This is a genomic window from Rhodovulum visakhapatnamense (assembly GCF_004365965.1).
Classification (GTDB): Bacteria; Pseudomonadota; Alphaproteobacteria; order Rhodobacterales; family Rhodobacteraceae; genus Rhodovulum; species Rhodovulum visakhapatnamense.
Window position 1 is genome coordinate 144,769 of the sequence record NZ_SOEB01000006.1, and the last position, 24,029, is coordinate 168,797.

At 69.6% G+C, this 24,029-nt stretch carries 20 protein-coding genes; 8 read left to right on the plus strand and 12 right to left on the minus strand.

Annotated features, from left to right (window positions below; genetic code table 11):
- Positions 1–69: 69 nt before the first annotated feature.
- From EV657_RS22145 to EV657_RS07645, 6 genes are all read right to left on the minus strand, one after another.
- Positions 70–1,359, minus strand: a complete 1,290-nt coding sequence (locus tag EV657_RS22145; RefSeq protein ID WP_243837509.1) for a dynamin family protein — start codon at positions 1,357–1,359, stop codon at positions 70–72.
- 39 nt (positions 1,360–1,398) lie between these two features.
- The gene (locus EV657_RS07625; protein ID WP_166673670.1) at positions 1,399–3,468 is read right to left on the minus strand and encodes a dynamin family protein; all 2,070 of its coding nucleotides are present in this window, start codon (positions 3,466–3,468) and stop codon (positions 1,399–1,401) included.
- Between the two features lie 138 nt (positions 3,469–3,606).
- Positions 3,607–4,737, minus strand: coding sequence for a P-loop NTPase family protein (locus EV657_RS07630; protein ID WP_134077546.1), 1,131 nt, complete (start codon positions 4,735–4,737; stop codon positions 3,607–3,609).
- The gene (locus EV657_RS07635; protein WP_166673671.1) at positions 4,734–5,684 is read right to left on the minus strand and encodes a PP2C family protein-serine/threonine phosphatase; all 951 of its coding nucleotides are present in this window, start codon (positions 5,682–5,684) and stop codon (positions 4,734–4,736) included. Before EV657_RS07635 ends, EV657_RS07630 begins: the two co-directional genes overlap by 4 nt.
- Positions 5,668–6,528, minus strand: coding sequence for an FHA domain-containing protein (locus EV657_RS07640; protein WP_243628108.1), 861 nt, complete (start codon positions 6,526–6,528; stop codon positions 5,668–5,670). The genes EV657_RS07635 and EV657_RS07640 overlap by 17 nt, the downstream gene beginning before the upstream one ends.
- Positions 6,529–6,574: 46 nt before the next feature.
- Entirely contained in the window at positions 6,575–8,008 is a 1,434-nt protein-coding gene (locus tag EV657_RS07645; protein WP_075787162.1) for a serine/threonine-protein kinase, read from the minus strand.
- A 481-nt stretch (positions 8,009–8,489) separates the two neighbouring features.
- Between EV657_RS07645 and EV657_RS07650 the strand changes: the two genes are divergently transcribed.
- Together EV657_RS07650 and EV657_RS21865 are read left to right on the plus strand one after the other, a co-directional pair.
- Positions 8,490–9,290 (plus strand): pyridoxal kinase, encoded by an 801-nt coding sequence (locus EV657_RS07650; RefSeq protein WP_166673672.1) that lies wholly within the window; start codon positions 8,490–8,492, stop codon positions 9,288–9,290.
- 11 nt (positions 9,291–9,301) lie between these two features.
- Entirely contained in the window at positions 9,302–10,378 is a 1,077-nt protein-coding gene (locus EV657_RS21865) for a methylglyoxal synthase (RefSeq protein WP_113670653.1), read from the plus strand.
- On the opposite strand, the gene EV657_RS07660 is transcribed toward EV657_RS21865, so the two are convergent.
- Entirely contained in the window at positions 10,371–11,876 is a 1,506-nt protein-coding gene (locus tag EV657_RS07660) for a bifunctional aminoglycoside phosphotransferase/ATP-binding protein (protein WP_134077549.1), read from the minus strand. The genes EV657_RS21865 and EV657_RS07660 overlap by 8 nt on opposite strands.
- 148 nt (positions 11,877–12,024) lie before the next feature.
- Between EV657_RS07660 and EV657_RS07665 the strand changes: the two genes are divergently transcribed.
- The 6 genes from EV657_RS07665 to EV657_RS07690 all read left to right on the plus strand — a co-directional run bounded on the left by EV657_RS07665 (position 12,025) and on the right by EV657_RS07690 (position 18,335).
- Positions 12,025–12,891: a formate/nitrite transporter family protein gene (locus EV657_RS07665; RefSeq protein ID WP_075787158.1), complete on the plus strand. Its 867-nt coding sequence runs from the start codon at positions 12,025–12,027 to the stop codon at positions 12,889–12,891.
- A gap of 167 nt (positions 12,892–13,058) precedes the next feature.
- The gene (locus EV657_RS07670; protein WP_134077550.1) at positions 13,059–14,033 is read left to right on the plus strand and encodes a TRAP transporter substrate-binding protein; all 975 of its coding nucleotides are present in this window, start codon (positions 13,059–13,061) and stop codon (positions 14,031–14,033) included.
- 71 nt (positions 14,034–14,104) lie between these two features.
- Positions 14,105–14,653, plus strand: a complete 549-nt coding sequence (locus EV657_RS07675; RefSeq protein ID WP_134077551.1) for a TRAP transporter small permease — start codon at positions 14,105–14,107, stop codon at positions 14,651–14,653.
- Positions 14,653–15,966, plus strand: a complete 1,314-nt coding sequence (locus EV657_RS07680) for a TRAP transporter large permease (protein ID WP_134077552.1) — start codon at positions 14,653–14,655, stop codon at positions 15,964–15,966. Before EV657_RS07675 ends, EV657_RS07680 begins: the two co-directional genes overlap by 1 nt.
- 36 nt (positions 15,967–16,002) lie before the next feature.
- Positions 16,003–16,920, plus strand: a complete 918-nt coding sequence (locus EV657_RS07685) for a hypothetical protein (protein ID WP_075787154.1) — start codon at positions 16,003–16,005, stop codon at positions 16,918–16,920.
- A 95-nt stretch (positions 16,921–17,015) separates the two neighbouring features.
- Positions 17,016–18,335: an acetamidase/formamidase family protein gene (locus EV657_RS07690; RefSeq protein ID WP_134077553.1), complete on the plus strand. Its 1,320-nt coding sequence runs from the start codon at positions 17,016–17,018 to the stop codon at positions 18,333–18,335.
- Between the two features lie 52 nt (positions 18,336–18,387).
- On the opposite strand, the gene EV657_RS07695 is transcribed toward EV657_RS07690, so the two are convergent.
- From EV657_RS07695 to metK, 5 genes are all read right to left on the minus strand, one after another.
- A complete protein-coding gene (locus EV657_RS07695; RefSeq protein ID WP_166673673.1) occupies positions 18,388–19,095 on the minus strand; it encodes a VPLPA-CTERM sorting domain-containing protein in 708 nt (235 codons plus the stop codon).
- A 60-nt stretch (positions 19,096–19,155) separates the two neighbouring features.
- Entirely contained in the window at positions 19,156–20,259 is a 1,104-nt protein-coding gene (locus tag EV657_RS07700; RefSeq protein WP_134077578.1) for a glycerophosphodiester phosphodiesterase family protein, read from the minus strand.
- Positions 20,260–20,435: 176 nt separating this feature from the next.
- On the minus strand, positions 20,436–21,515 hold the full coding sequence (locus EV657_RS07705) for a response regulator (protein WP_134077555.1): 1,080 nt from the start codon (positions 21,513–21,515) through the stop codon (positions 20,436–20,438).
- Positions 21,516–21,542: 27 nt separating this feature from the next.
- Positions 21,543–22,769, minus strand: coding sequence for a sensor histidine kinase (locus EV657_RS07710; RefSeq protein ID WP_075787149.1), 1,227 nt, complete (start codon positions 22,767–22,769; stop codon positions 21,543–21,545).
- A gap of 107 nt (positions 22,770–22,876) precedes the next feature.
- Positions 22,877–24,019, minus strand: coding sequence for a methionine adenosyltransferase (gene metK, locus EV657_RS07715; protein ID WP_113670661.1), 1,143 nt, complete (start codon positions 24,017–24,019; stop codon positions 22,877–22,879).
- Positions 24,020–24,029: the final 10 nt, after the last annotated feature.

Consider the following 24,029-nt stretch of genomic DNA (forward strand, 5'->3'; position numbering starts at 1 on the left):
GGGCGCAACGGAACTGGGCCGCGCGCCGCGCCAGGTGATGGACCGGGCGATGGACCGGGCCGTGCGCCGTCAGGCCGCAGGCGGGCTGGCGCCCGGTCTTTGCGCGCGCACCGGCCGCGGGCTTCGGCTGCGGCTTTCGTCGATCTGCACCCGCCGCGGACGCACGGGCATGCCCGCCCCGCCGACGCGCCAGTCGGGGTCCAGCACAACCGGCGCCTCGTGATCGTTTGCCGTCGCGCCCAGCCGCCGCAGCACCTGCCGCAGCGCGCGGCCAAACTCCCCGGCGCCGCTGGCAGCCCAGCGCGCCGGATCGTCCTGCGCGTCCAGCGCATCGGTCAGGGCGATCGGGCAGACATCGGCAAAAAGCCCCTCGGTTTCGCGCCGCACCCGGTGCAACACCCGGGTGCGGTCGCGGTCGGTCACCAGCTTGTCGAACCGGGTCAGCAGCAGCAGGCTTGTTTCGCCCAGCCGGTCGGCGAACATGTCCCAGACGGCGGCTTCGGACTGGCGCCAGGCCTGGGTCGCATGGCTGCACCAGATCACTCCGTCGGCAAGGCTGATGGCGCTTTCCCAGACCTCCGAGCCCATGTTCGGGTCCGAGATGCCGGGCATGTCGATCAGGTCGCAAAGCTTGAGGATCTCGGCTTCGGCATGGATCTGGATCAGCCGGGTCTCGGCGGGGGAAAGTCGGGGAAGGTCGGCCATCTCCACGGGTTCGATGCGGCCGAAGCGATCCTCGCGCCGGGCGGGGGCGGAACCGTAGGAGAGGCGCACCGGCGGCAGCTGGGTCGCGGTTACCTTCACCGGCAGCGGCGACTGGCCGATCAACAGATGGATCAGCGTGCTTTTGCCCGCGCTGAATTCGCCCATCAGCGCGAGGCAGGGCCGTGCCCCGGGAGGCAGATCTGCAAGGTCCGGGTGTGCGGCGAAGGCGGGCAGATGCGGGCGAACCTCGACCTCGACCGGGGCGCGGGAGGGGCTTGGACCGGCGTCGGCCGCAAAGACGTCCTCTTCAGGTTCAAATTCAGCGTCGGCCTCGGGCGGTGCGGCCTCGACCGGGGGGGCAGAGGCGTCCGTCTGAGGCGGTTCCGTGCTCCCGTGCGGGATCTGCTCCGCACCTGTCTCGACCGCGTTGTCCGGATCTGCCGCGGGACGGTCAGAGCTGGCGTCGGCGTCGGGCGTGGCTTCCAGGGCGTCGGACCGGTCCCGGCCACCGAATTGCGCGCGCACCGCCTCTTCGGGGGGCAGCGCCGGACGGCTCGCGCCGCCTTCGGCCGGGCGCGGCCGGGCCGGTGCCGCGTCCATCGCCCGGGCCCGTTCCAGCATCGCCCGGATATCAAGGTCGTAGGGGTCGCTCATCTTACAGTCTCTTCCGCAGGTCCCGGACGTCGGCGGATCTCAGGCCGCCTCTTTCAGCATCGTCGTCATCGCGCTTTCGATGGCCTGCAGGCGATCCTGCCGGGCCTTCCTCCGCAGCGCCACGTCAAGAGCGTCGGGCGCGACCTCATCCTTGCAGGTCAGCGCCTCGACGATTTCGCGCTGGTCTTCGACAAAACCGGCCAATGTCGCCATCAGGTCGGCGCGGACCCGTTCGGCATGGTCGTGGCGCAGGGCGTCGAGGATCGGCAGGGTGTCGTCCCGGATCATCGCGTGGAAATCGGCGGCGAAGGCCCCATGGCCGCGGCGGCGGGTCCACCAGCGGCGCCACCAGCTGCCCTTGACGTCCAGCGCGATGGTGCAAGCGATGTCGACCGGCGGCCCGATCCGCGGCGGGTCGGGGGCCTCGACCGTGAACGCGCCGTCAAGTCCAAGCGCATTGCGGTAGACAGCGGCGACATCGCGCGCGAGCTCGTCCAGAACGCTCCGCGCCGCGGCCTGCATCCGTGTGCCGAAAAGCTGGCAGGCGGTGCGCAGCAGCATTCGCAGACCGGTCGGTTCGTAGGTCCAGACGGTGTCCTCGCCCTCGGTTTCCAGATGGGCGATCAGGGCCGCGGTGGCGCGGTCGAGAAAACTGCGATGCGACCGTTCCAGCCGGGTCCGGAACTCTGTCTGTTCGCGGTCGATGACGCGGACCAGGGCCTCTTCGGCGCGATGCGAAAGGGTCATGATCCGGGCCTCGAGTTCGGCCCGGCCGACCGTCGGCCGCGCGCCTGCGGGCAGGGCCGTGCCCTGCGCGGCGCCGATGCTGCGGGCAAGATTGGCGGTGCTGCGGGCGATGCGGTCGAGCGCCTCGCGGCCCGCGCCTTCGTTGAGACGCTCGGCAAGCGTGCGGTACAGCGCGGGCAGGCCGGACATGTCCCAGACCCCGCGCAGCTGGGTCTGCGGGTCCTCGCCGCCCGCAAAACGTTCGCGGGCCAGGCGCTGCAGCGCGCGGCGGCTGTCTTCGGGCAGGGCGGGCAGGGTTCCGCCCAGCGCATGGGCGGCCCAGATTGCGCTTCCGAACAGGATCGGCGCGTCCACCGGGCCGTTCTGAGCCTGCAGCGTGGCCCGGATCGCGGCGCGGATTTCGGCCACTTGCGGGACCGGATCGGAAAGCTCGTCGATGCGGTTGACGAAGATCACAACGTCGCGCGCCTTGACCGTGGCGATCAGCCGGATCAGCGCCATGTCGACGCTGGACAGCGCCTGATGCGCCGACAGCACCAGCACGCAGAGCCGGCTTTCGCGGATCGCACCGATGGTGATCTGTTCGCGCATCAGGAAGGTGTCGTTGACGCCGGGCGTGTCGCGCAGGCACAGCCGCAACGGCATCGCCGCATGATCGACCTGCAGATCGGCCGATTTTGTGATGTCGGCGAAACGGCCCGCAGCCTCGAACCGGGCATCGGCGCCGTGCTCGTCGTCGGCGAAATCGTCGCCGAGACAGACATAGCGTTCGACGAGCCCCAGATCGAAGGCGGAATAGCGGTGCTCCTGGCCCAGCAGCAGCTCGAACCGGCGACCGAGGCGGCCTTGGGATTTCTCGCGCATCCGCTCGACCTGGCGGCGGACCTTGTCGAGCTCGTCCTCGGCCCCGGCCCGGCTGGCCAGTTCGCCGAGACGTCCGCCCTTTTCGACCAGCCGGGCCCATTCCTCGCGGTCGAAGAAGCGAAACCTTGCCTCGCCCGCGAGGGTCTGAGGGGCGGGCGCCAGATGGAGCGAGGTCACGACCGAGGTCCAGGGGTTCACATCTTCGGGCAGCAGGCCGGGCCAGCCGACCATGGCGTTGATCAGCGAGGTCTTGCCCGCCTTGACCTGGCCGATGAAGGTCACGCAGGGTTCGAGCGCGTCAAGCTGTGCCGTCAGCCGAAGCGCGCCGCGCGCGGCGGTCGCGTCGCCGACCCGGCCGAGATCGGCCAGCGCCGCGCGCAGGGTGGCCCGACGCTCCGTGATCGGCGCAAACCCGTCAAGCCCCTCTCCCAGCAGATCCGGGTGACGGGCAGCGGGCCGGGCGGCCTCGGGGCGCGCGGAGGCAGATGCATCCTGCATCACGGGTCCAACCCCCATTTGCTTGTCTGCAACCCGCCCGGGACTGCGCCAGCCCGGCGGAAGCAGGTGTTTTGTTGTGGCATCTGAAACAATTATGCGCCCGAAAATGGCCATTGCATGGCGTCGTCGCGGCGTTCCTCAGGCGCTCAGCCGGGTTTCGAACCCGCGCCGCAATTGCAGCAAAAGCGTGACGGCATCGGCGGCTGCGGCCGGATCGTCCTCGACCGCCAGAAGCTGCAGCATCTCGGAGGCATCGAGGATGTCCTCGTCAAGATCGGGGCAGACATCCCGCACCTCGCCCAGCAGGTCGGTGAGGCCAAGCGCGGTGTCGGCGCAGATCGCCAGCACCCCGGCGATGCCATCGCGACGCTCGACCCGTTCGGGAAGCGCGGCGGCCGCCCGGGCAAGAACCGCAAGCCCGCGTTCGCAGAGGGTCCGGTCGTCCGCGCCGGCAGAGCGGCGTGTGGGCGCAGCATCGGACGGCGTGGGGCCGGGGGGCGATGGCGGTTCGGGCCTGGGGCTGGGCGACGGGGTGCCGGTGGCGGGTTGTCCGCGACGCGGACCCGGGCCTGCGAACCGGCCATGGCTGCCATAGCGGTGCAGGAAGGTCTCGGCCAGGTCGCGGTCGGCATCCAATCCCTGCCGCAGCATCCGTTCAAGCGCGGCGAACAGGGCCTTGGCGCCGCTTGGCCCGTGTTCGGCGGGCATGCAGGGCACGGGGCCACGATCGGCGGCCAGCGCCTCGGTGGTGGCCAGAGGGAAAAGCGCGTGGAACTCGACCCCCACAAGCGGGCGCAGCCGGTCCAGCCGGTCGTGCAGCACAGCCTCGCGGATCAGCAAATCGGCCTTGGTCAGCACCAGAAAGGAATGGTCCTTCAGGCTCTCGGGCACCCGCGCCCAGGCGGCGCTTTCGGGGGCCTCGAAACTCTGGCTGGTCCAGAGCACGATATCGGGCATCCCCGCGCCACAGGGCAGCGTCTCGTCGGGCGCCAGAGGGCATTCCAGCAGCAGCATCCGGTCGAAAAGATCCGAGGGAATGCCTGCGGGGGGCGCGTCCGCGACCGGGCCGGCATCGGCATCCCATCCGGCCAGCAGCGCGATCAGCGACGACTTGCCGGTCCGGGCGGGCCCCGCGACTGCCACCCGCACCGGCTGCGACAGGCGCTGGCGCAGCCGCATGCCCTGGCGCCGCCCGGGATCGGGCAGGGTTCCCGCCGCCAGAACCGCGTCGATCCGGGCGATCAGGTCGTCTTCGGGGGCGTCGCTCACGACAGGCCCCCCCGATGGCCCGGAAGCCAGCGGGCCGCCAGCGCGCCGAACCGCGAACGCGGGGCTGTGGCACAGGGGCAGTCGGGGCGCGGCCCGGTCTTCGCGGGGGCGCCGAGCAGGCGCAGCGGCGGATGCGCCTGTACCGTCGGCTGCCCGGCCGCGCAAAGCACGCGGATCACGCTGAAGCAGACATTGTCCTGTTCGGGATCGGCGACGTCCTCGATCGCCCGGAACAGCGCGTCGGCGATCTCGGCGCTGGACCGGGTCCGGTTCTCTTCAAGGATGGCGCGGATCCGGTCGAGGCCGATATAGGCCAGCCCGTCGCTGGCGGCGACCAGAATGTCGCCCTTGGCAAGCTCCAGCGGAGTTTCGGGGTAGTCGATCTGGGTGATCTCGGTGCCGCAGATCGCCGAGGTCAGACAGTTGCGGTCGGGATGGCGGCGCGCCTCTTCCGGGGTCAGCAGGCCGATCCGGGCCATGCCGTCGATCTGCGGTGCCAGCGAATGGTCCTTGTTGATCCGCTGCAAGGCACCGTCGCGCAACAGCAGCAGAGGCGAGTCGCCGACCGACAGCCAGAACAGCCGGTCTCCGGCGACGATGGCCGCGATCAGCGTGGTGCCCATGCCGCAGGTTTCGGCATGGCGCCGGATGTGGACCGCGATCGAGGTGTTGGCGGTATCCGCCGCGCGCCGCAAAAGCCGGGGCGCGTGGGCCAGCACCCGGTCGGGGTCGCCCGCGCCGCATTTCAGCGCGCGGAACACTTCGGTCACGGCGATCTGGCTGGCGACATCGCCCGCCGCGTGCCCGCCCATGCCGTCGGCCAGCACCACCAGCCCGACGCGTCCGCCGATGGGGAAGTCGGACACGATGGTGTCTTCCTGATGCGCGCGCCGGCCCTGCGCGATGCCCGAGGCGGTGTCGAGCCTGAGATCAGCGTGTGCGGGCATCGGCGTCGGGTCCGGTCTGAGGGGCGGTCCAGGCGAAACCCGGCCCGCAAAGGGCGATGAATCGCAGGCGCGTCTCGCCGAGCCGGATCTCGTCCTCATGGGAAAGTTCTTCGGTTGACAGCAGCGGACGGCCGTTCAGGCGGACGATGTTCGCCTTGCCGCCGCTGCCGAGGTAAAAGAGGCCCTGTTCGTCGTCATAGGCCAGCAGCGCATGGCCCGAACGCGAGATGGCGGTATCGCCGAAATCGAGCCGCACCGCCTGATCGGGGCCGCGCCCGATCTGCGAGACGCCGGAAAAAAGCGTGAAATGGGCGCCGCGCCCCGGCCCGGCGGTCACCACCAGCCAGCCGACCGGAAACCGCCGGAGATCGGGACGGTCGGCGGGCGTCTCGGCCTTGGTCGGCGCAAGGCGATGCCCGGCGAAGGGATCGGCGGTCTCGGCCTCCGGCGCGCCGAAGCCCAGAAACCGGGTGCGGACCCGAGGACCCTGCGGCGCGGCGGGGGCCGCCATGGCCAGCGCAGAGAGATCGGCCGGGTCCGCTGTGCGGTCGGCCGGTCCGGTCGGCGGCAGGGACCGGGGCTGCGGATCGTGCGGAACTGGGGGCTCGACCATGCTGTGCAGGCGGGTCATCGGCCGGTCGCTGCCTCGCGGCGGGATGCCTGCGGGCGGTGCTGCACGATCGGTCAGGCCACTTTCGAGCCGGCTCTCGGGAATGACGGTGCCGAAAATCGGCGCGTCGGTGTCAAGATCGCTCCCCCAGGGGTCGGGAGCGCCGAGCAGCCCGGCCTCGCGCCGGATGGCAGGGCCGTCCTCGGCCTCGGGCTTGGGTCTCAGGAAGTCCATCGCGTGCCTTCTCCGTGCGGCGGTGTGCAGGCCCATCGCGGGCCGGTTACGGGCGGGTCCTGGTGCGGCGGGTCAGGGCGCCGGACGCGAACCGTCCGAGCAATCCGCTGCCGGGCGGAGGGGCCGCACCCTCCGGGGCGGGGTCGGGCTCGGCCGACGCGTCGGCCCGGGCGGTCTGGGGCGCGGCTTGCGGTGCCGAGGCCGCAAGGCGCCTGACCGGCCGGGCCGCCGGGGCGCTGCCGGGGCTGGCGTTCGGCTCGGCGGGCAGGGGATCGGGCGCCCGGTCGGGGGTGGGCGTGGCCGGGCCGGGGTCTTTGGCGGTTGCTTCGTCCTCGTCGTCGAGGGTGCGCCAGGCAAAGGGACGGCGGCGTGCGGGCGGGCGCGGCGGCTCGGCCGGGCCGCGGGACCGGGCCTCTTCCTCGGCGAGGCGGCGCGCTTCGGCGACGGCGCGGTTGGTTTCGTCGACCAGCCGCGAGATAACGCTGCGCGTCGCGCTGTCGAGCACGCTGTCGGAGGCCTCGGCGGGTGCGGGACCGGCGGCGGGCTGCGGCGGGGCGGCATCCAGCAGGGCCAGCCAGTCCCGCGCCGATTGCGGGCGGTCGCGCGGGATCACGTTCAGCGCCAGGTCGATCGAGGCCAGCAGGGCCAAAGGCAGATCGTCGATCCGGCCCGCGAGCGGCTGATAGGGGTCGGGATCGCCCGCCGCCAGCGCGGCGGTCCGGATCTGGCTGTTGGGCGGGGCCGTGCCTGCGATCAGATGATGAAAGCTCGCCGCGAGACCGTAAAGATCCGAGGCGGGCCCCTGACGGATCCCGGCCACGTAGAATTCCTGCGGCGAGTAGCCGTCCTTGACCACCTGCATGCGCGACAGCACGCGGCTGGTACGGGTCGCGCGTTCGCGGGCGGCGCCGAAATCGATCAGCACCGGATTGCCGTCACGTTGAATGAGGATGTTGTCGGGCGAGATGTCCCGATGCAGCAGGCTGCGGTCGTGGACGAAGGCGACCGCGTCGAGCAGCTTGCGCAGCATGTCCTCGATCTGCGCCGGGCTCGGTCGTTCGCGCGCATCCTCGATGATCTCGAGCAGGGTCTTCCCGTCGACGAAGTCGAGCGCCATGTAGGCGGTCGAATTGTCGGTGAAGACCTGATGCACGCCGACGATGTTGGGGTGATCGAGCCAGGCCAGACGGTGCGCCTCGTCGATGAAAAGTTCGACGATGGCCTCGAATTCAGGGCCGTGGGCGCGGCTGCGGGCCTGCACGTCGAGCCCCGATCGGGTACAGAGCGTATCGGGAAAGCACTCCTTGATGACCACCCGGCGACCCAGGCTGTCGCGCGCCAGATAGGTCAGCCCGAACCCGCCGGAATTTAGGAACCGGTCGATCCGGTACTGGCCGCGCAGCAGGTCTGTGCCCGGTCGCAGCTCTTCCATCTGGCCCTCGGGGGGCGTCGGGCTGTGCATGTCGAGAGCAGCGGTCATGCGGTCGGTCCGTGGCTTCCGGAGGCGGTTGCGGTCTGCGGTTTCTGGTTGCGGTCTCGTGCGGCGGTCGGCCGCCCTTCGGGCCGGGCCTGCGGCAGGCAGCCCATGCGGCCAGCCGAGGCCCTGCGGATTGCGGGGCGGCTCGGGCTGAACTGTCACGGAAAACTTGGACCAAAACATGGATGTTGACCGCCGCATTCTGGCAAATTCGAGGCAATGTGCCGGTCGCTTCCCAGATCGTCCGCCGGTCTTTTCCCGTGAACGCAAGGTCAAACCCCGCGGAACGCATGGACCGGTGCCGATGCCGAAACATCCGCGCGACCGCGGCCGTCGGCCGGTCTTGAATCTGCCCGGCGGTGGCTTTTCGGCTGCCATGCTCGGGGCTGCCGCGCGCGTTTGCGACGGGGGTTTCGACATGTTCCGCAGGCCGGTCTATAGAAGGAGGACCCGCCAGTTGGGCGGAGCAAGACAGGGGCAGGGGATGGCGCGCGTCCTGATCGTTTCAAGCTATGTGGCCTCGGGCCATGTCGGCCTTTCGGCCTCGGGCGCGGTGCTGCAGGCGCTGGGCCATGGCGTCACCGGGCTGCCGACGGTGGTTCTGTCGAACCACCTGGGCTGGGCGCATGTGGCGGGCGGGCCCTTGCCGGTGTCGCAGTTGCGCGACATGGCCGGGGCGCTGCGCGCGAACGGGCTTCTGGAAGACCATGACGCGGTGCTGGTCGGCTATCTGCCCAGCCCCGATCACGTTGCCTTTGCGGCCGATCTGGTGGCCGAGATGCGCGCCATGGACCCCGCGCCCCGGATCGTGGTCGATCCGATCCTCGGCGATGCGCCGGGCGGGCTTTACGTGCCCGAGGCGGTGGCCCGGGCGGTGCGCGAGCGGCTCGTGCCGCTGGCCGACACGCTGACACCCAACCATTTCGAACTGGGCTGGCTGACCGGCCGGGCGCTGCCCGATCTGGCCGCCACCCTTGAGGCGGCGAGGCCGCTCGCGCCCGAGGTGCTGGTCACGTCGCCGCCGCTGGGGGCCGAGGTCACCGGACTTCTGGCGGTGCGCGGCCGGCGAAGCGCGCTGTTTCGCACCCTGCGGCGGGGCGGCGTGCCGCATGGGGTAGGCGATTCCTTCGCCGCGATGATCGCGGCCGGGATGGCGCCGGGCGAGGCGCTGGGGCGGCTCGACGCGCTGGTGCTGTGCAGCATTGGTGCCCCGCATCTGGCGATTGCCACCTCTGCACCGCGCTGGGTCGCGGCCCCGGCGATCGGCCCTGAATCGCAGGTCTGACAGGCGACGCCATGGCCTTCGACTTCATCCTGATGCTGACCGAGAACGACCGGACCATCCCCGACGCCCGCGCCCGGCTTGACGAGGCGCTGGAGGGCGGGGTCCGGCATATCGGCTTCAAGGATGTGGGCCTGCCGGTGGCCGATCTCTGCGGCCTCGCGGCCGCGATCCGCGCGGCGGGCGCGCGGTCCTATCTGGAGGTGGTCAGCCTCGACCGCGACAGCGAACTGGCCTCGGCCCGGGCGGCGGCCGCGCTTGATGTCGACTGCCTGCTGGGCGGCACCCGGGCGGCCGAGGTGACCGCGGTCACCCGCGACCATCCGCTGCGTTACTATCCCTTTCCGGGCGTGGTCACCGGCCATCCGAGCGTGCTGCAAGGCCCGGCGGCGGCCATTGTCGACTCGGCCCGGGCAATCGCCGATCTCGAACATGTGCACGGGCTCGACCTGCTGGCCTATCGCTTCGCGGGCGATGTGCCCGGGCTGATGGCGGCGGTCTGCGCGGCGGTCGCCAAGCCGGTGATCGTCGCGGGCAGCATCGATCGCGCGGCCCGGATCGAGGCGGCGGCCGAGGCCGGGACGGCGGGCTTTACCGTGGGCACGGCGGCTCTGGCGGGGGCCTTTCCGGCCGAGGCGGCGGGCTTTGCCGGTCAGGTCCGCGCGATCCTGGCGCTGGCGGCACGGGCGCGGGCGCAATCGACCGCGCCGCGGCGGCTGGCGCTGGTCGCCCATGACGCGCGCAAGGCCCAGCTTCGGGCCTGGATCGGGCGCCATGCCCGTGCCCTGGCGGGCCACCGGCTGATCTGCACCGGGGGGACCGGAGCGATGGTCGCCGCGTCGTTGCCGGGCCTTTCGGTGCAGCGGCTGCAGCGCGGCGCGCGGGGCGGCGACCAGCAACTGGGCGCCCTGATCGCGACGGGAGAACTCGACGCGGTGATCTTTTTCGCCGATCCGCTGAGCCATCCGGGCGATGTCGATCTGCAGGCGCTGACCCGGCTGGCGATCCTGCACGACACCCCGCTTGCCCTGAGCCCCAGCGCCGCCGATGCACTGGTCGCGGCGCTCTTGCCGGGCCAGGCGCCTAGCTGAGACGCGCGCACAGCCGCGCCAGCGTGGCCTCGAGCGTGCCGTTGACGTCGATCCGGGGCCAGCCGATCCGGCCCGGCCCGTGCGACAACTGGGTTTCCAGCACGTCGAGCGTGGCGTCCGAGGCGCTTGCGCCCCGGGTTGCGATCCGGTCGCGCAGCCGGTCGGGCGCGGCCTCCAGCCAGACCGCATCGACCCGGAGGCCCGCCAGCCGACGGTCCAGCTCGGCCCGGTGCGCGGCGCTGTCGAAGACCGCGCCCACAACGACCGTGGCGCCGCCCTCGGCCAGCGCCCGGGCGCGTGCGGCAATCCGGGCATAGACGTCATCCGAGACGCCGGGGGCATAGGCCTCTTGCGGCAGATGTTCGGTCGCCTCGACGCCGAACATGGCCTTGCGGGTGCGGTCGCTTTCGACGATCCGGGCGCCCGGCGCGGGCCCCAGATGCGGCGCGATCCGTTCGGCGAGCGTGGTCTTGCCGCTGCCCGACAGCCCGCCCAGAACCACCACCCGGCCGGGCTCGGGCGCCAGCAGGTCGCAGGCCAGGTCGAAATAGCCCTGTGCCATGGCGGCGCGGTCCGGGTCGTCCGTCGCGGCGGTGGCGGTCACATGGGCGCGGACCTCGGCCCGGACCGCCATCAGGAAGGGCAGAAGCCCCTGCGCGTCCTCGGCGCCCGCCGTGTCGAAATAGCGGTTCGCCACCCGGTTCGCGAGGTCGGGCAGCCCGCGATGCCAGAGGTCCATCAGCAGGAAGGCAAGATCGTAGGCGACATCGACGGTGGCCAGCCCGTCGTTGAAATCGATGGCGTCGAACACCTCGGGGCGGCCCTCGTGCAGCACGATATTGGCCAGATGCAGATCGCCATGGCAAAGCCGCACAAGCCCCCGCGCGCCGCGCCGATCAAGCTGCCCGCGATGGCGCCGGAAGGCGCGGCGGAAGGCTTCGTCCAGCGCCGCGACCTTCTCGGGCGCGAAGACCCGGCTGGTGGCGAAGCCCGCGCGGTTGATGTCGAGCACGCCCTCCATCAGCGCGCCGCCGCCGGGGCGGCGCACGACCGGCGCGCGGGCATGCATGGCGGCGACCGTGCGCGCCAGGCTTTCGGCATGGGCCTCGGTCAGCCCGCCTGCCGCGGCCACCCGGTCGAGAATGTCGTCCTGGGCAAAGCGCGCCATCTCGACCACCGCATCGACCAGCGGCCCGTCGCCGTCGAAGGCAAGCCCCCCGGCCTGCCGGGTGATCCGCCGCACGCCCAGATAGATGCCGGGCGCGGTCGGGCGGTTCAGAGCGAATTCCTTTTCGCAGGTCTCAAGCCGGATCTGGGGCGTCGAGAAATCGGCATAGGGCAGGCGCACCGCGCGCTTGAGCTTGAAGGCGCGGTCTCCGGCCAGGAAAATGCGCGAGATATGGGTCTCGATCTCGCGCACGGTTTCGCCCTCCCGCCCGGGCCCGCAGGGCTGGCTGCGCAGAAAGTCTGTGACCTCGCTCTGGTCGTCCAGGATCATGGGCGCTCTCCTCCGGGCCAAGCCTAGCCCCCGGTTCTGGGTCCGAACAGGGGACAGATGCGCCCCGGCGGCGGCGCCCTTGGCCCGGCCCGTCCGGCGGCTAGATCAAGGATGTGGGGCCGCTCCGGCCCAAAGGACAGGAGAGCCGATGGCCGCGACCACGCAGAAGAAATACGAAGACCGCATTCCGGAACACCAGCGCGAGGCCATCGAGTCCAAGGCGCCGATCCGGGCCTTGGCGCTGTTTGAATCGATCCGCCGCGAGGGCGCGCACGAACTGAACCGCCCGGCCTCGGCGCTGGCCCTGTCGGGGCTGACCGCGGGTCTGGCGATCGGGTTCTCGGTGTTGTCCGAGGCGCTGCTGCGCACCCATCTGCCCGACGCGCCCTGGCGCCCGCTGGTCGAGAATCTGGGCTATTCCGTGGGCTTCGTGCTGGTGATCCTGGGCCAGCTTCAGCTGTTCACCGAGAATACCATCACCGCCGTCTGCCCGGTTCTGGACGATCCCCGGCCACGGGTCTTTGCCAGCCTTGCACGGCTCTGGTCGCTGGTGCTGGCGACCAACCTGATCGGGGCGGCCACCTTTGGCTGGGTGCTGCATGCGGGGACGATTTACGAGCCCGAGTTGCGCAATGCGGTCGTTACCCTGTCCGACCACGCGACCTCTTACGGCTGGTGGGAGACGGCGGTGCGGGGCATCGGCGCGGGCTGGCTGATCGCGGCGCTGGTCTGGGTCAAGCCGAACGCGCGCAATTCCGAGCTGTTCCTGATCGTGCTGGTGACCTACCTGATCGCGCTTGCGGATTTCTCGCATGTGGTCGCGGGCACCACCGAAGCCGCCGTGATGGTCTATTCCGGCGGCATGAGTGTCGCGGCCGCGCTGGGCGGCTTCGTTCTGCCCGCGCTGGTGGGCAACATCCTCGGCGGCACAGTCTTCTTCACGCTGCTGACCTATGCCCAGATCCGCAGCGAACTGGTCGGCGACACAGCGCCCGAGCGGGCGCGGCGCCGCTAGGCTCCGGCGCGCGGGCTTTGCCCGCTTGCTGGTCGGACTGGTCCCCGCGGACAGGCGGGCCCTGTGTCGCGACAGTTAACGCTTGCCTCCCCGGCGCCCGGACGGTTCCATGGCGGGACAAGACAAGGCCCGTCCCGCGCGGGCCGCAAAACGGGGAGTGACAATCCATGAAGATGCTGACGACCGCCCTGGCCGCGGCCACGCTTTGCGCCATGTCGACCGCAACGACGGCCGAGACCTGGGACATGCCGATGGCCTATGCGGCCTCGAACTTCCATTCCGAGGTCGGCGCGGACTTCGCCCGATGCGTGGGCGAGGCCACGGGCGGCGCGCTGGAGATCGTCACCCATCCCTCGGGCGCGCTCTTCGGCGGGGCCGAGATCAAGCGCGCGGTGCAGACCGGGCAGGCCAATATCGGCGAACGGCTGCTGTCGGCGCATGAGAACGAGAACCCGCTGTTCGGGGTGGATTCGATCCCCTTCCTGGTGTCGTCCTTCGACGAGCATGAACGGCTCTGGGCCATCGCCGAGCCCAAGGTCGCCGCCGCGCTGGCAGAGGACAACCTGCATTACCTCTATTCTGTGCCCTGGCCGCCGCAGGGGCTTTACGTCAACAAGCCGGTCGAGACGGTCGAGGATCTGAAGGGCGTCAAGTTCCGGTCCTATTCGGCGGCGACGGCGCGGATGGCCGAACTGACCGGCATGATCCCGGTGCAGGTCGAGGCGGCCGAGCTGAGCCAGGCGCTGGCCACCGGCGTTGCCGAAAGCTTCGTCTCGTCGGGCGCGACCGGCTATGACCGCAAGGTCTGGGAACATCTGAGCCATTTCTACGAGGTCGATGCCTGGCTGCCGCGCAACGCGGTCTTTGCCAATCTCGACGCCTGGACCGGGCTTGACGAGGCGACCCGGTCGGCGGTCAGCGACTGTGCCGCCAAGGCGCAGGCCGAGGGGCTGGACCGGTCGAAAGCCTATACCGCCGTCACCGTCGAGGGGCTGAAGGAGGGCGGCATGACCGTCGGCCGCGCGCCCGAGGGGCTGGTCGAGGGGCTGAAGGCCATCGGCGAGACGATGACCGCCGAATGGCTCGACCGGGCGGGCGACGAGGGCCGCGCCATCGTCGAGGCCTATCGTCAGGGCATGTGAGGCAAGGCAGACAAGGCAGGTCGGGCCCGCGCTTTGCGCGCGGGTCCGGCACGAACCGGCGGGGGCCTCGGATGGCACGGGCAGCGGCAGGGCTGAGGGCGCTTCGGCGCCTCCTCGATGCCCTCTATATGGCGGGGGGCGTGATCGCGGCGGGTTTCCTGCTGGCGATCCTCGGACTGATCGTGGCGCAGATGGTGGCGCGCTGGACCGGGCATGTGGTGCCGGGGGCGTCGGACTATGCGGGCTATTGCATGGCGTCGGCCTCGTTCTTCGCCTTTGCCCATGCGCTGGACCGGGGCGCGCATATCCGGGTGGGGCTGTTGCTGACGGTGCTCGGTCGGCACCGGCGCTGGGCCGAGATCTGGGCGATGGCGGTCGGCGCCGTGACCGCCACCTTCTTCGCGCGCTATGCGGTCAAGGGCACCTACTGGTCCTGGAAACTGGGCGATGTCAGCCAGGGGCTCGACCGCACGCCGCTGTGGATCCCGCAATTGTCGATGGCGGCGGGCACGGTGCTTCTGGCGATCTGCTTCTGGGACCATCTGATCCGGCTGATCGCGACAGGCCATGACGGCATTCGCAGCGAGCAGGCCGAAGACCTTCCGGCGGGGCCGCGCTGATGGAGCAGTTGGCCCCGATCGCGATTTTCCTGTTCGTCCTTTTCCTGCTGCTCGGGTCCGGCGTCTGGGTCGGGCTGGCGCTGATGGGCGTGGCCTATGTCGGCATGGAGCTGTTCACCGCGCGCCCGGCGGGCGATGCGATGATCACCCGGATCTGGGCGGCCTCGTCCTCCTGGACGCTGACCGCGCTGCCGCTGTTCATCTGGATGGGCGAGATCCTGTACCGGACGCGGCTGTCCGAAGACATGTTCCGCGGCCTCGCGCCCTGGATGGCGCGGCTGCCGGGCGGGCTGATCCATACCAATATCGTGGGCTGCACCGTCTTCGCGGCGGTCTCGGGCTCGTCGGCGGCAACGCTGACCACGGTCGGGCGGATGTCGATCCCCGAACTGCGCCGCCGCGGCTATCCCGAGCCGATGGTGATCGGCACGCTGGCCGGGGCGGCGACGCTGGGGCTGATGATCCCGCCCTCGCTGACGCTGATCGTCTATGGCGTCACCATCAACGAGTCGATCACCCGGCTTTTCATGGCCGGGGTGGTGCCGGGGCTGGTGCTGGCGCTGATGTTCATGGCCTATGTCGGGCTGGCTTCGCGGCTGTCGAAGGATTTTGCCCCCACGCCCGAGCCCGCCCTGTCGCTGATCGATCGGCTGAAGGCGGCGCGCCATCTGCTGCCGGTGCTGTGCCTGATCGTGGTGGTGATCGGGTCGATGTATCTGGGCTATGCCACCGCGACCGAGGCCGCGGCCTTCGGGGTGCTGGGCGCGCTGGCGCTGGCGGCTGCTCAGGGCTCGCTGTCGGCGGCAAGCTTCGGCGCGAGCCTGATGGGCGCGGTCCGGACCTCGGCGATGATCGCGCTGATCCTTGCGGGGGCGGCCTTCCTGTCGCTGTCGATGGGGTTCACCGGCATCCCGCGCGGGCTGGCCGACCTGATCGCGGGGTTCGATCTGTCGCGGGTTCAGCTGATCCTGGCGCTGCTGGTCTTCTACATCGTGCTTGGCTGTTTTCTCGACGGGATCTCGTCGGTGGTGCTGACCATGGCGGTGGTCGAGCCGATGATCCGCGCGGCCGGGATCGACCTGATCTGGTTCGGCATCTTCATCGTCGTGGTGGTCGAGATGGCGCAGATCACGCCGCCCATCGGCTTCAACCTCTTCGTGCTGCAGGGCATGACCGGGCATGGCATGGGGTTCATCGCGCGCGCGGCGCTGCCGATGTTCCTGATCATGGTGGTCATGGTCTTCGTGCTGATCGCGGTGCCCGGGCTGGCGACCTGGCTGCCCGACAGCCTGCGCCAGCGGCCGGGGGGCTGAGGCGGGCATGAGCTTCACACGTCGTCGGGGGACGGCATGATCCGGTTTCTGGGCGCGCTGGCCGCGCGGGGGCGCTATCTGCTGGTCGCGGGGCTTGCGACCGGGGTGCTGCTGCCGCCGCTGGCGCAGGCGATGCGGCCCTGGCTGCCCGAGATGGTGGCGGGGCTGATGTTTCTGGCGGCGCTCAGGATCGGGCCACGCCAGGCGCTGGGCGCGGTGCGCGACCTGCCCCGGGTGCTGGCACTGGCGCTGCTGTTGCAACTGGCGCTGCCGCTGGCGGTGGCGGGCGGGGCGGCGGCGCTGGGTCTGGGCGGCACCGCCGTTGCGACCGCGCTGATCCTGATGGCGGCGGCCTCGCCCATTGCCGGCGCGCCCAGCCTGACGGTCCTGAGCGGCGGCGACCCCGCCCCGGCGCTGCGGCTGCTGATCGTGGCGACTGCGCTTCTGCCCGTCACGGTGCTGCCGGTCTTCCTGCTTGCCGGGGGGCTGGGCAGTCCGGCGGCGGTTCTGGCCGCGGCGGGGCGGCTTCTGGCGGTGATCCTGCTGGCGGCGGGGGCGGCCTTCCTGCTGCGCGCGACCTGGCTGAGGGCGCCGCGGCCCGAGACGATCTCGGCGCTCGACGGGCTTTCGGCGCTGGCGATGGCCATCGTCGTGATCGGGCTGATGGCCGAGGCCGGGCCGACCCTTCTGTCCCGTCCGACCGAGCTTGCGGGCTGGCTGGCGGTGGCGCTGGCGGCCAATCTGGGGGTGCAGATCGTGGCCGACCGGCTGCTGGCGCGGGGGCCGCTGAGGGACCAGCGCCTTCCGCTGTCGGTTGCTGCGGGGAACCGCAACATCGCGCTTTTTCTGGTGGCACTGCCGCCCGAGACGACCGACCCGCTGCTGCTGTTCATCGCCTGCTACCAGGTGCCGATGTACCTGACCCCGCTTCTGCGGCGACGGCGCGGCGGCTAGGCCGGGCCGTCGGGGGACGGACCGCGGCGCGGCGGTCTCGACACGGGCGGGCGCGCGGCTAGGTATCGGGGGCGAACAACAAGGAGACAGCCGAAATGGCCGATGGAAGCAGGACCGGCGGCGCGTGCCGCAGCCTCGTCGTGAACGGGTTCACCAACAGCGTGCTCGACCCCGACGCGCCGATGTTGGGGCCGGTCGAGAATGGCGGGACGGTGATCGCCAATACAGCGCCCGGATGCTGGGGGCCGATGATCACGCCCAGCCTGCGCGGCGGCCACGAGGTCACCCGCCCGGTCGCGGTCGAGGGCGCCGAACCGGGCGATGCCATCGCCATCCGCATTCGCGACATCACCGTGACCTCGGTCGCGACCGCCTCGGGCCATGACAGCTCGCCCGAGGGGTTCTGCCTCGGCGATCCCTATGTCGCGGCGCGCTGCCCCACTTGCGACGCGCTCTGGCCCGAGACCCATGTCGAGGGGATCGGCCAGGAGGCCGTGCGCTGCAATGTCTGCGGCAATGCGGTGACGCCCTTCGCCATCGTCCATGGCTATACCGTCACCTTCGACGATACCCGCAGCGTGGGCCTGACCCTGCCCAAGGCCGCGGCCGAGACCATCGCCCATGACGCGGATCATTACGCGGCGCTCCCCGATGCCAGCCGCCAGCACTCGATCCTGGTCTATGCGCCCTCGGACATGCCGGGCGCGCTGGTCCGGATGCGTCCCTTCCTGGGCCAGCTTGGCACCTGCCCGTCGAAGGCCATGCCCGACAGCCACAATGCGGGCGATTTCGGCGCCTTCCTGGTCGGTGCGCCGCACCCCTATGCGCTGAGCCCCGAGGAGCTCGCAGAGCACAAGACCGACGGTCATATGGATATCGACGCGGTCCGTCCCGGTGCCATTCTGGTCTGCCCGGTCAAGGTGAAGGGCGCGGGGCTTTACATGGGCGACATGCATGCGGGCCAGGGCGATGGCGAGATCGCGGGCCACACCATGGACGTGGCGGGCAGCGTGACGCTGCAGGTCGAGGTGGTGAAGGACTATCCCATCGACGGGCCGGTGCTGTTCCCGCTGGCCGAGGATCTGCCGCCGATGGCGCGGCCCTTCACCGCCGAGGAAAAGGCGCGCGGCGAGCGGCTGGCGCGGCGCTGGGACGTGGCGGCGCTGGAAGAGGTGGCGCCGGTGTCGGTCATCGGCACCGGGGCCAACCTGAACATCGCCATCGAGAACGGGCTGGAGCGGGCGGCGAAACTTCTGGACCTGCCGGTCGCCGAGATCCGCAACCGCGCCACGATCAACGGCGCCATCGAGATCGGCCGGGCGCCGGGGGTGATCCAGGTCACCTTCCTCGCGCCGCTCGACCGGCTGGATGCGGCCGGGCTTGGCGATTACGCGCGCGAGCAATACGGTCTGTGAGGATCGGCTCCGGGGGGCGGGAGTGCCGCCCTCCGGGTTTGGTTCGGCCTCCTCAGGCCGATTTTTTCGCGGTACGGCGGCGCAGCCCGGCCACCCCGGCCAGGCCCGACAGCAGCATCAGTGCCGAGGCCGGCAGCGGCACCGGCGCGGGCGCGATCGGGTCGGCGAAGGCGAAATAGGCGTTGTCGATATAGCCGTCATTGTTCGTGCCGCCGCTGATCCGGGTCGAGCTGAGCACGAAGGTCAGGTAGGCGGTGCCGAGGGGCACCGCACCCGAGGTTTCCTGATAGTACTTGCCGCCCGCGGTGACCCGGGTGTCCCAGGACCCGCTGTAAAGCGTGCTCGACAGCAGGGCGTCGCTGCCCAGCTGGGTGTCGTCGGCGCCGAAGAAGAAGACCGACATGACGCCCCGGTCTTCCTGGGTGTGCCAGCCGAAGAGATCGGCGGACATGGTGTAGTCGAGCCCGGTCGTGCCGAGCCGCGAGAGGTCGTCGCCGGTCAGGTCATAGGTCTGCGAGATCGCGCTGAAGGTGCCGGGCCCGGCAAAGAAATAGGACCCGGTGTCGATCCAGGGATCGGTCGAGCGCAGCCGGTAGGTGCCTTCCCAGCCGTCGGTCGTGTTGTCGAAGGTGCCGTTGACGATCAGGCTGGCGGCGGCGACCGGCGAGGCCAGGGCACCCAGAAGAACGGCGGGCAGAACGGCGGGCAGCGCGCGGCGCAGGACGGGCGCGAAGAGAGAGCGGAACAGGGCGGTGAACATGGGGGTCCTCATGGAACAGGGAAGGGGCGGCCGGGGATGCCGGCCGCAAAAGACAGCGGCTCAGGCCGCGAGGGCCGGGCGACGGCGGCGCGCGAGGCCGCCAAGTGCGGCCATGCCAGCCAGCAGCATCGGCAGCGCGGCCGGAAGCGGCACCGGGGCGGGCGCCACGTCATAGCCGCTGTTGGCCAGGGCGGCGTTCACATAATCGGCGTTGTCGGTGATGAAGCCGTCGACACCCCAGGCCAGAAAATCGGCCAGAAGCGCTGCGGCCGAGGCCTCGTCGGTCGGGCGCAGGGTCCAGGCATAGATTTCGAGCCCGGCCGCATGCACCGCCGCGACGAAATCTTCGGTGATGTAGCTGTAGCTGCTGGCCACCGCATCGGCGTAACCGGCCAGTTCGCTCAGCAACTCGTAGCTGGTGCCCGACCCGTTCAGGCCCAGCGCCCAGCCCTCGGCGGTCTGCACGCCACCATAGCCCAGGAGATCGACATAGACATCGGCCCCGGCGGCATCGAACAGCGCCGACATCTCGCGCACGTTGGTCACGCTGAAGGATTGCACCGCGCCGTTCGAGCCGGTCTCGCCGAAGCCCTTGTCCAGCATCTCGGCCACGACCTTGGCGTTGACCTCGGGGGTGTAGCTCGATTTCAGCTCGGTCAGCACGCCCAGATCGGTGCCGTGAGTGGCATTGTAGGCATTCACGGTGTCGAGGAACTCGCCCAGCGTCGGCACGCTGAAATCGGTGGTGGGGGTGAAGCCCGGATGGCTGTAGGAGGCCGAGCCGGTCGGCAGCAACGTCAGCTGCTTGATCTCGGCCAGGGTGAAATCGGCGACCCTGTAGCCGCCGTTCCGGGGCGGGAACCTGGCGGCGATGTCGGTGGTGCGTTCGAGCGTGCCGTCATGCATGACGATCAGCTCGCCGTCCTTGCTGACCTGAACGTCGGTCTCAACCATGTCGGCGCCAAGATCGCCCGCCAGTTCGTAGCCGGGCAGGCTGTTTTCGGCCAGATAGTTGGGCGCACCGCGATGGCCGATCACCTTCGGGGCCTGACCGGACAGGGTCTGCCAGTCGAGCGTGGCGGCCTGGGCGACCGGGGGCGCCAGCAGCGGGCAAAGCGCAGTCAGCAGCGCACCGACAAGGGCGCCGTTCGAAACGAGCTTCATGATGTCCTTCCTGATTGCGAAGTGGGCGCAGATCGTGCCCGCGGGGGTGCGGACCCCGTGTCGGTTAAGCTGCCCGGATCACAGGATCATGACATTTTTAATCAATGGCATGGCATCCGCCGTTGCGGCGCGTGGGCTGCCAGTGCGGCTCTCGGTGATCTTGCTTCGGGTCCGGCCTAGCGGAACCGGCGTCGGTATTCCGAAGGCGACAGGCCGACCTCTTTCTTGAACGCCTTGCAGAAATAGTTGGCGTCCTGGAAGGAGAGGTCGAGCGAGACGTTGGTGATCGGCAGATCGCTGTCCTGCAACAGTTCCTTGGCGCGCTCGATCCGCTGGGTCTTGAGGTAGGAGATGAAGGTCACGTCCATCTCCTTGCGGAACAGCCGGCTGAGATAGCAGGGGCTGATCTGGGCGAAATCCGCGGCATCTTCCAGCGTGACGCCCTTGTGCAGGTTCCGTTCGATGTAGTTCAGAACGTCCTGAATGCGGCCCGAGGCATGGGCACCGCCGGATTCGCTGGCCTCGAACAGCACGTCGGTGAGCTGGCACAGCACTTCCTGCACCTGGAAATGGCTGTGCAGGTCGAGCCGCCGGGATTCGAGCGTCTCGACCTGGCGGGCCAGCGTCGGGGGCAGGGCAAGACCGCGCGCCTCGACCACCTGCAGCATGATGCGCAGGAATTCCAGCACCGCGCGGCGCGGCGAGGCCTCGCGCTGGGCATAGATGGCTTCGAGATGACGGCGAACCAGAGCCAGGCATTCGCGATAGGCGCTGTGATCCACGAGGCCTGCGATGCGGTCGCCAACCGGCGGTTCGGGGACGCGGATCGCATCGGGGGCAGGGGCGGTCACGGTCCAGGACCCCGCAGCCCGGGCCGCCATCGGCTCGTGCGTGGCAAGGCATTCGTGAACCGCCTTCAGCAGATCGTCGGTGCGAATGGGCTTCAGCAGGAAATTGTCCGCCTTGAGATGGATCGCGGTTTGCATGATCTCGAAATAATCGTAGGCGGTCAGGATGATGACCTTGGTCGCCAGGCCGCGGTCGCGCACCGACTGGATGATCTCGAGCCCGTTGGGACGCGGGATCTTGATGTCGATCAGCATCAGGTCGATATGCTGGCCGTCGATCAGGGCCATGGCCTCGGTGCCGTTGCGGGCCTCGCCGACGATCCGCGCGCCGTCGAGGTTCTTTTCCAGAATGCTGCGCAGGGCGCGGCGTTCCAGCTCTTCGTCTTCGATGATCGCGATGTCGAACATCTTTCCGCTTCCTTGTCGCTCGCGGGCCTAGACCGCGGCCTCGTCGAAATCGGTGGGCAGGCGCAGCCGCACCAGCGTGCCGCGGCCGCCGCGGAACGGGCTGACGATTTCCAGCCCGTGGCCATCGCCGAAATAATGCCGCATCCGGCTGTCGACATTGTGCAGCCCGATGCTCTTGCGGCCGCTGCGGTCGGCAACGCCCGCCAGAACCTGGATCCGCCGTTCGGTCGGGATGCCGTCGCCATTGTCGACGATGTCCACGATCACGTCATGGCCGTCGCGATAGGCGGTGATATCGATCAGACCGCCGCTTTCGCGCGGTTCGATCGCGTAGTTCATGCAGTTTTCCACGATCGGCTGCAGGACCATGAAGGGGCAGGTCACCTCGGCCAGATCGGCGGGCAGGTCGATCGAGAAGGTGAAGCGGTCGCCCAGCCGCAGCCGCAACAGGAACAGGTAGTTCTTGACGTGATCGACCTCGGTCGCGAGCGGCACGAACTGGGTGCCGCTTTTCTTGAGGATATACCGCATCATGTCGGCAAAGGCATGGACCGTGTTTTCGGTCTGCGCCGCGTCCTCGATCAGCGCGAGCCGACCGATGGTGTTGAGCACGTTGAACAGGAAATGCGGGTTCACCTGATAGGACAGGGCCTGCAGTTCCGCCTCGCGGAGCGAACGTTCCAGTTCGGCCCGGCGCTTGGATTCCTCCATCAGCCGCAGGTTCTTGGCGTAAAGCTCCTGGGTGACGCTGCTGGAATAGCTTTCCTCGACGATATGCGAGGCGATGTAGAACAGCGAATAGGCCGCCGAGCGGAGCCGCCCGTAGGAAATCTCGCCGATGTCATGGTAAAGCGCCATCAGGCGCGGGTCCTCGCGCCAGGACGCCTCGACCGGGAAGAGGCCCGACAGGTCCACCAGGTCGGGCGCCATCTCGCCGGGCCGCATCTTGACCTGGCCGCAGATCACCGCGCCCAGATATTCGCCCCGCATGATGATCGGCGCGGCGAAGTCGACGAGGCCCGCATGGCATTTGTAGATCGAGGGATCGCCGGTCGACAGCGCCGTGCGCCCGCCCACCGCGTCGCAGTGATAGCACCGCTCGCGCCATTTCGGATGGTGCCGGATCGTGTCGCAGAAGGAACTGAACCCGCTTGGCCTTGTGACCGGCTCGCCTTCGGGGTCGACGATCACCATCGCCACCCCCACCGCCGCGCTGAAGTTGTCCTGTACCTTCTGCAGCATGTCGACGCTCATGAGGTCGGCAAGGCGCTGGCGGCGGGCGGCTTTTGCTTCGAGGGTCTCGCCGCCGCCGCGGGGGGAAGGTGTATTATTTATGCATGAATTCGGACGGGGCTCGGATGTCAGTTGCAAGCCTTCTGCAAGGCGACCGCCCGATCCGTCCGCTCCCATGGGAACCCCTCTGTGTCCCGCCCAAAATGCCCGTAGGCCGCCGTTCTTTCGAAGATCGGCCGACGAAGCTCCAAGGTTTCGATCATTCCCGCCACCGAAAGCGGGAAGACCGACCGGACCGCTTTTTCAAGCTTGTCCGGATCTGTCTCGCAGCCAGAAGGTAAGGTAATCCCTACCATCTCGGGAAGTAACTGACCTATCGCAAATGCGAGCGATACTTCACAACTTTGTGCGATCCGTGCTGCGACGATATTTTTCGCGATATAGCGGCACATGTAGGCCGCCGTGCGGTCGACCTTGGTCGAATCCTTGCCGGAAAACGCCCCGCCGCCGTGGCGCCCGATGCCGCCATAGGTGTCGACCATCAGCTTGCGGCCGGTCAGCCCGGTATCGGCGGCGGGCCCGCCCAGCACGAACCGGCCGGTGGGGTTGATCAGCACCCGCGTATCGGCCCGCAGCCAGTGCCCCATCACCGGCGCGACCACCTCTTCGATCAGGCCGCGCAGCATGTCCTCGCGGGTGACGCAGGGGTCGTGCTGGGCCGACAGGACCAGGCTGCGCAGGATCGCGGGGCGTCCGTCGGCGTCGTTTTCGAAGGTGACCTGGGCCTTGCCGTCGGGACGCAGCCAGGGCAGGCGGCCGGAATGGCGCACCTCGGCCAGGGTCTCGGTCAGCCGGTGGGCATAATGGATCGCGGCGGGCATCAGCGTCGGGGTTTCGTCGCAGGCGAAGCCGTAGAAGATGCCCTGATCGCCCGCGCCCAGTTCGGCGTCGCGCGACACGCCCATGGCGATGTCGGGCGATTGTTCGTGCAGGTCGGTCAGGATGAAGCAGCCCTCGGCATCGAAACCGAGGTCGGGATCGTCATAGCCGATCCGGCGCAGCACGCCGCGGGCCACGGCGGCCACGTCCACATGGGCGGTCGAGGTGATCTCGCCCGCGATATGCAGGGTATTGCCCGACGCCAGGACCTCGGCGGCGACGCGCGCCATCGGGTCCCGGGTCAGGTAGGCATCGAGGATCGCGTCGGAGACCTGGTCGCAGACCTTGTCCGGGTGGCCTTCGGTGACTGATTCAGAGCTTGTGTACGACATGTCCGACGCC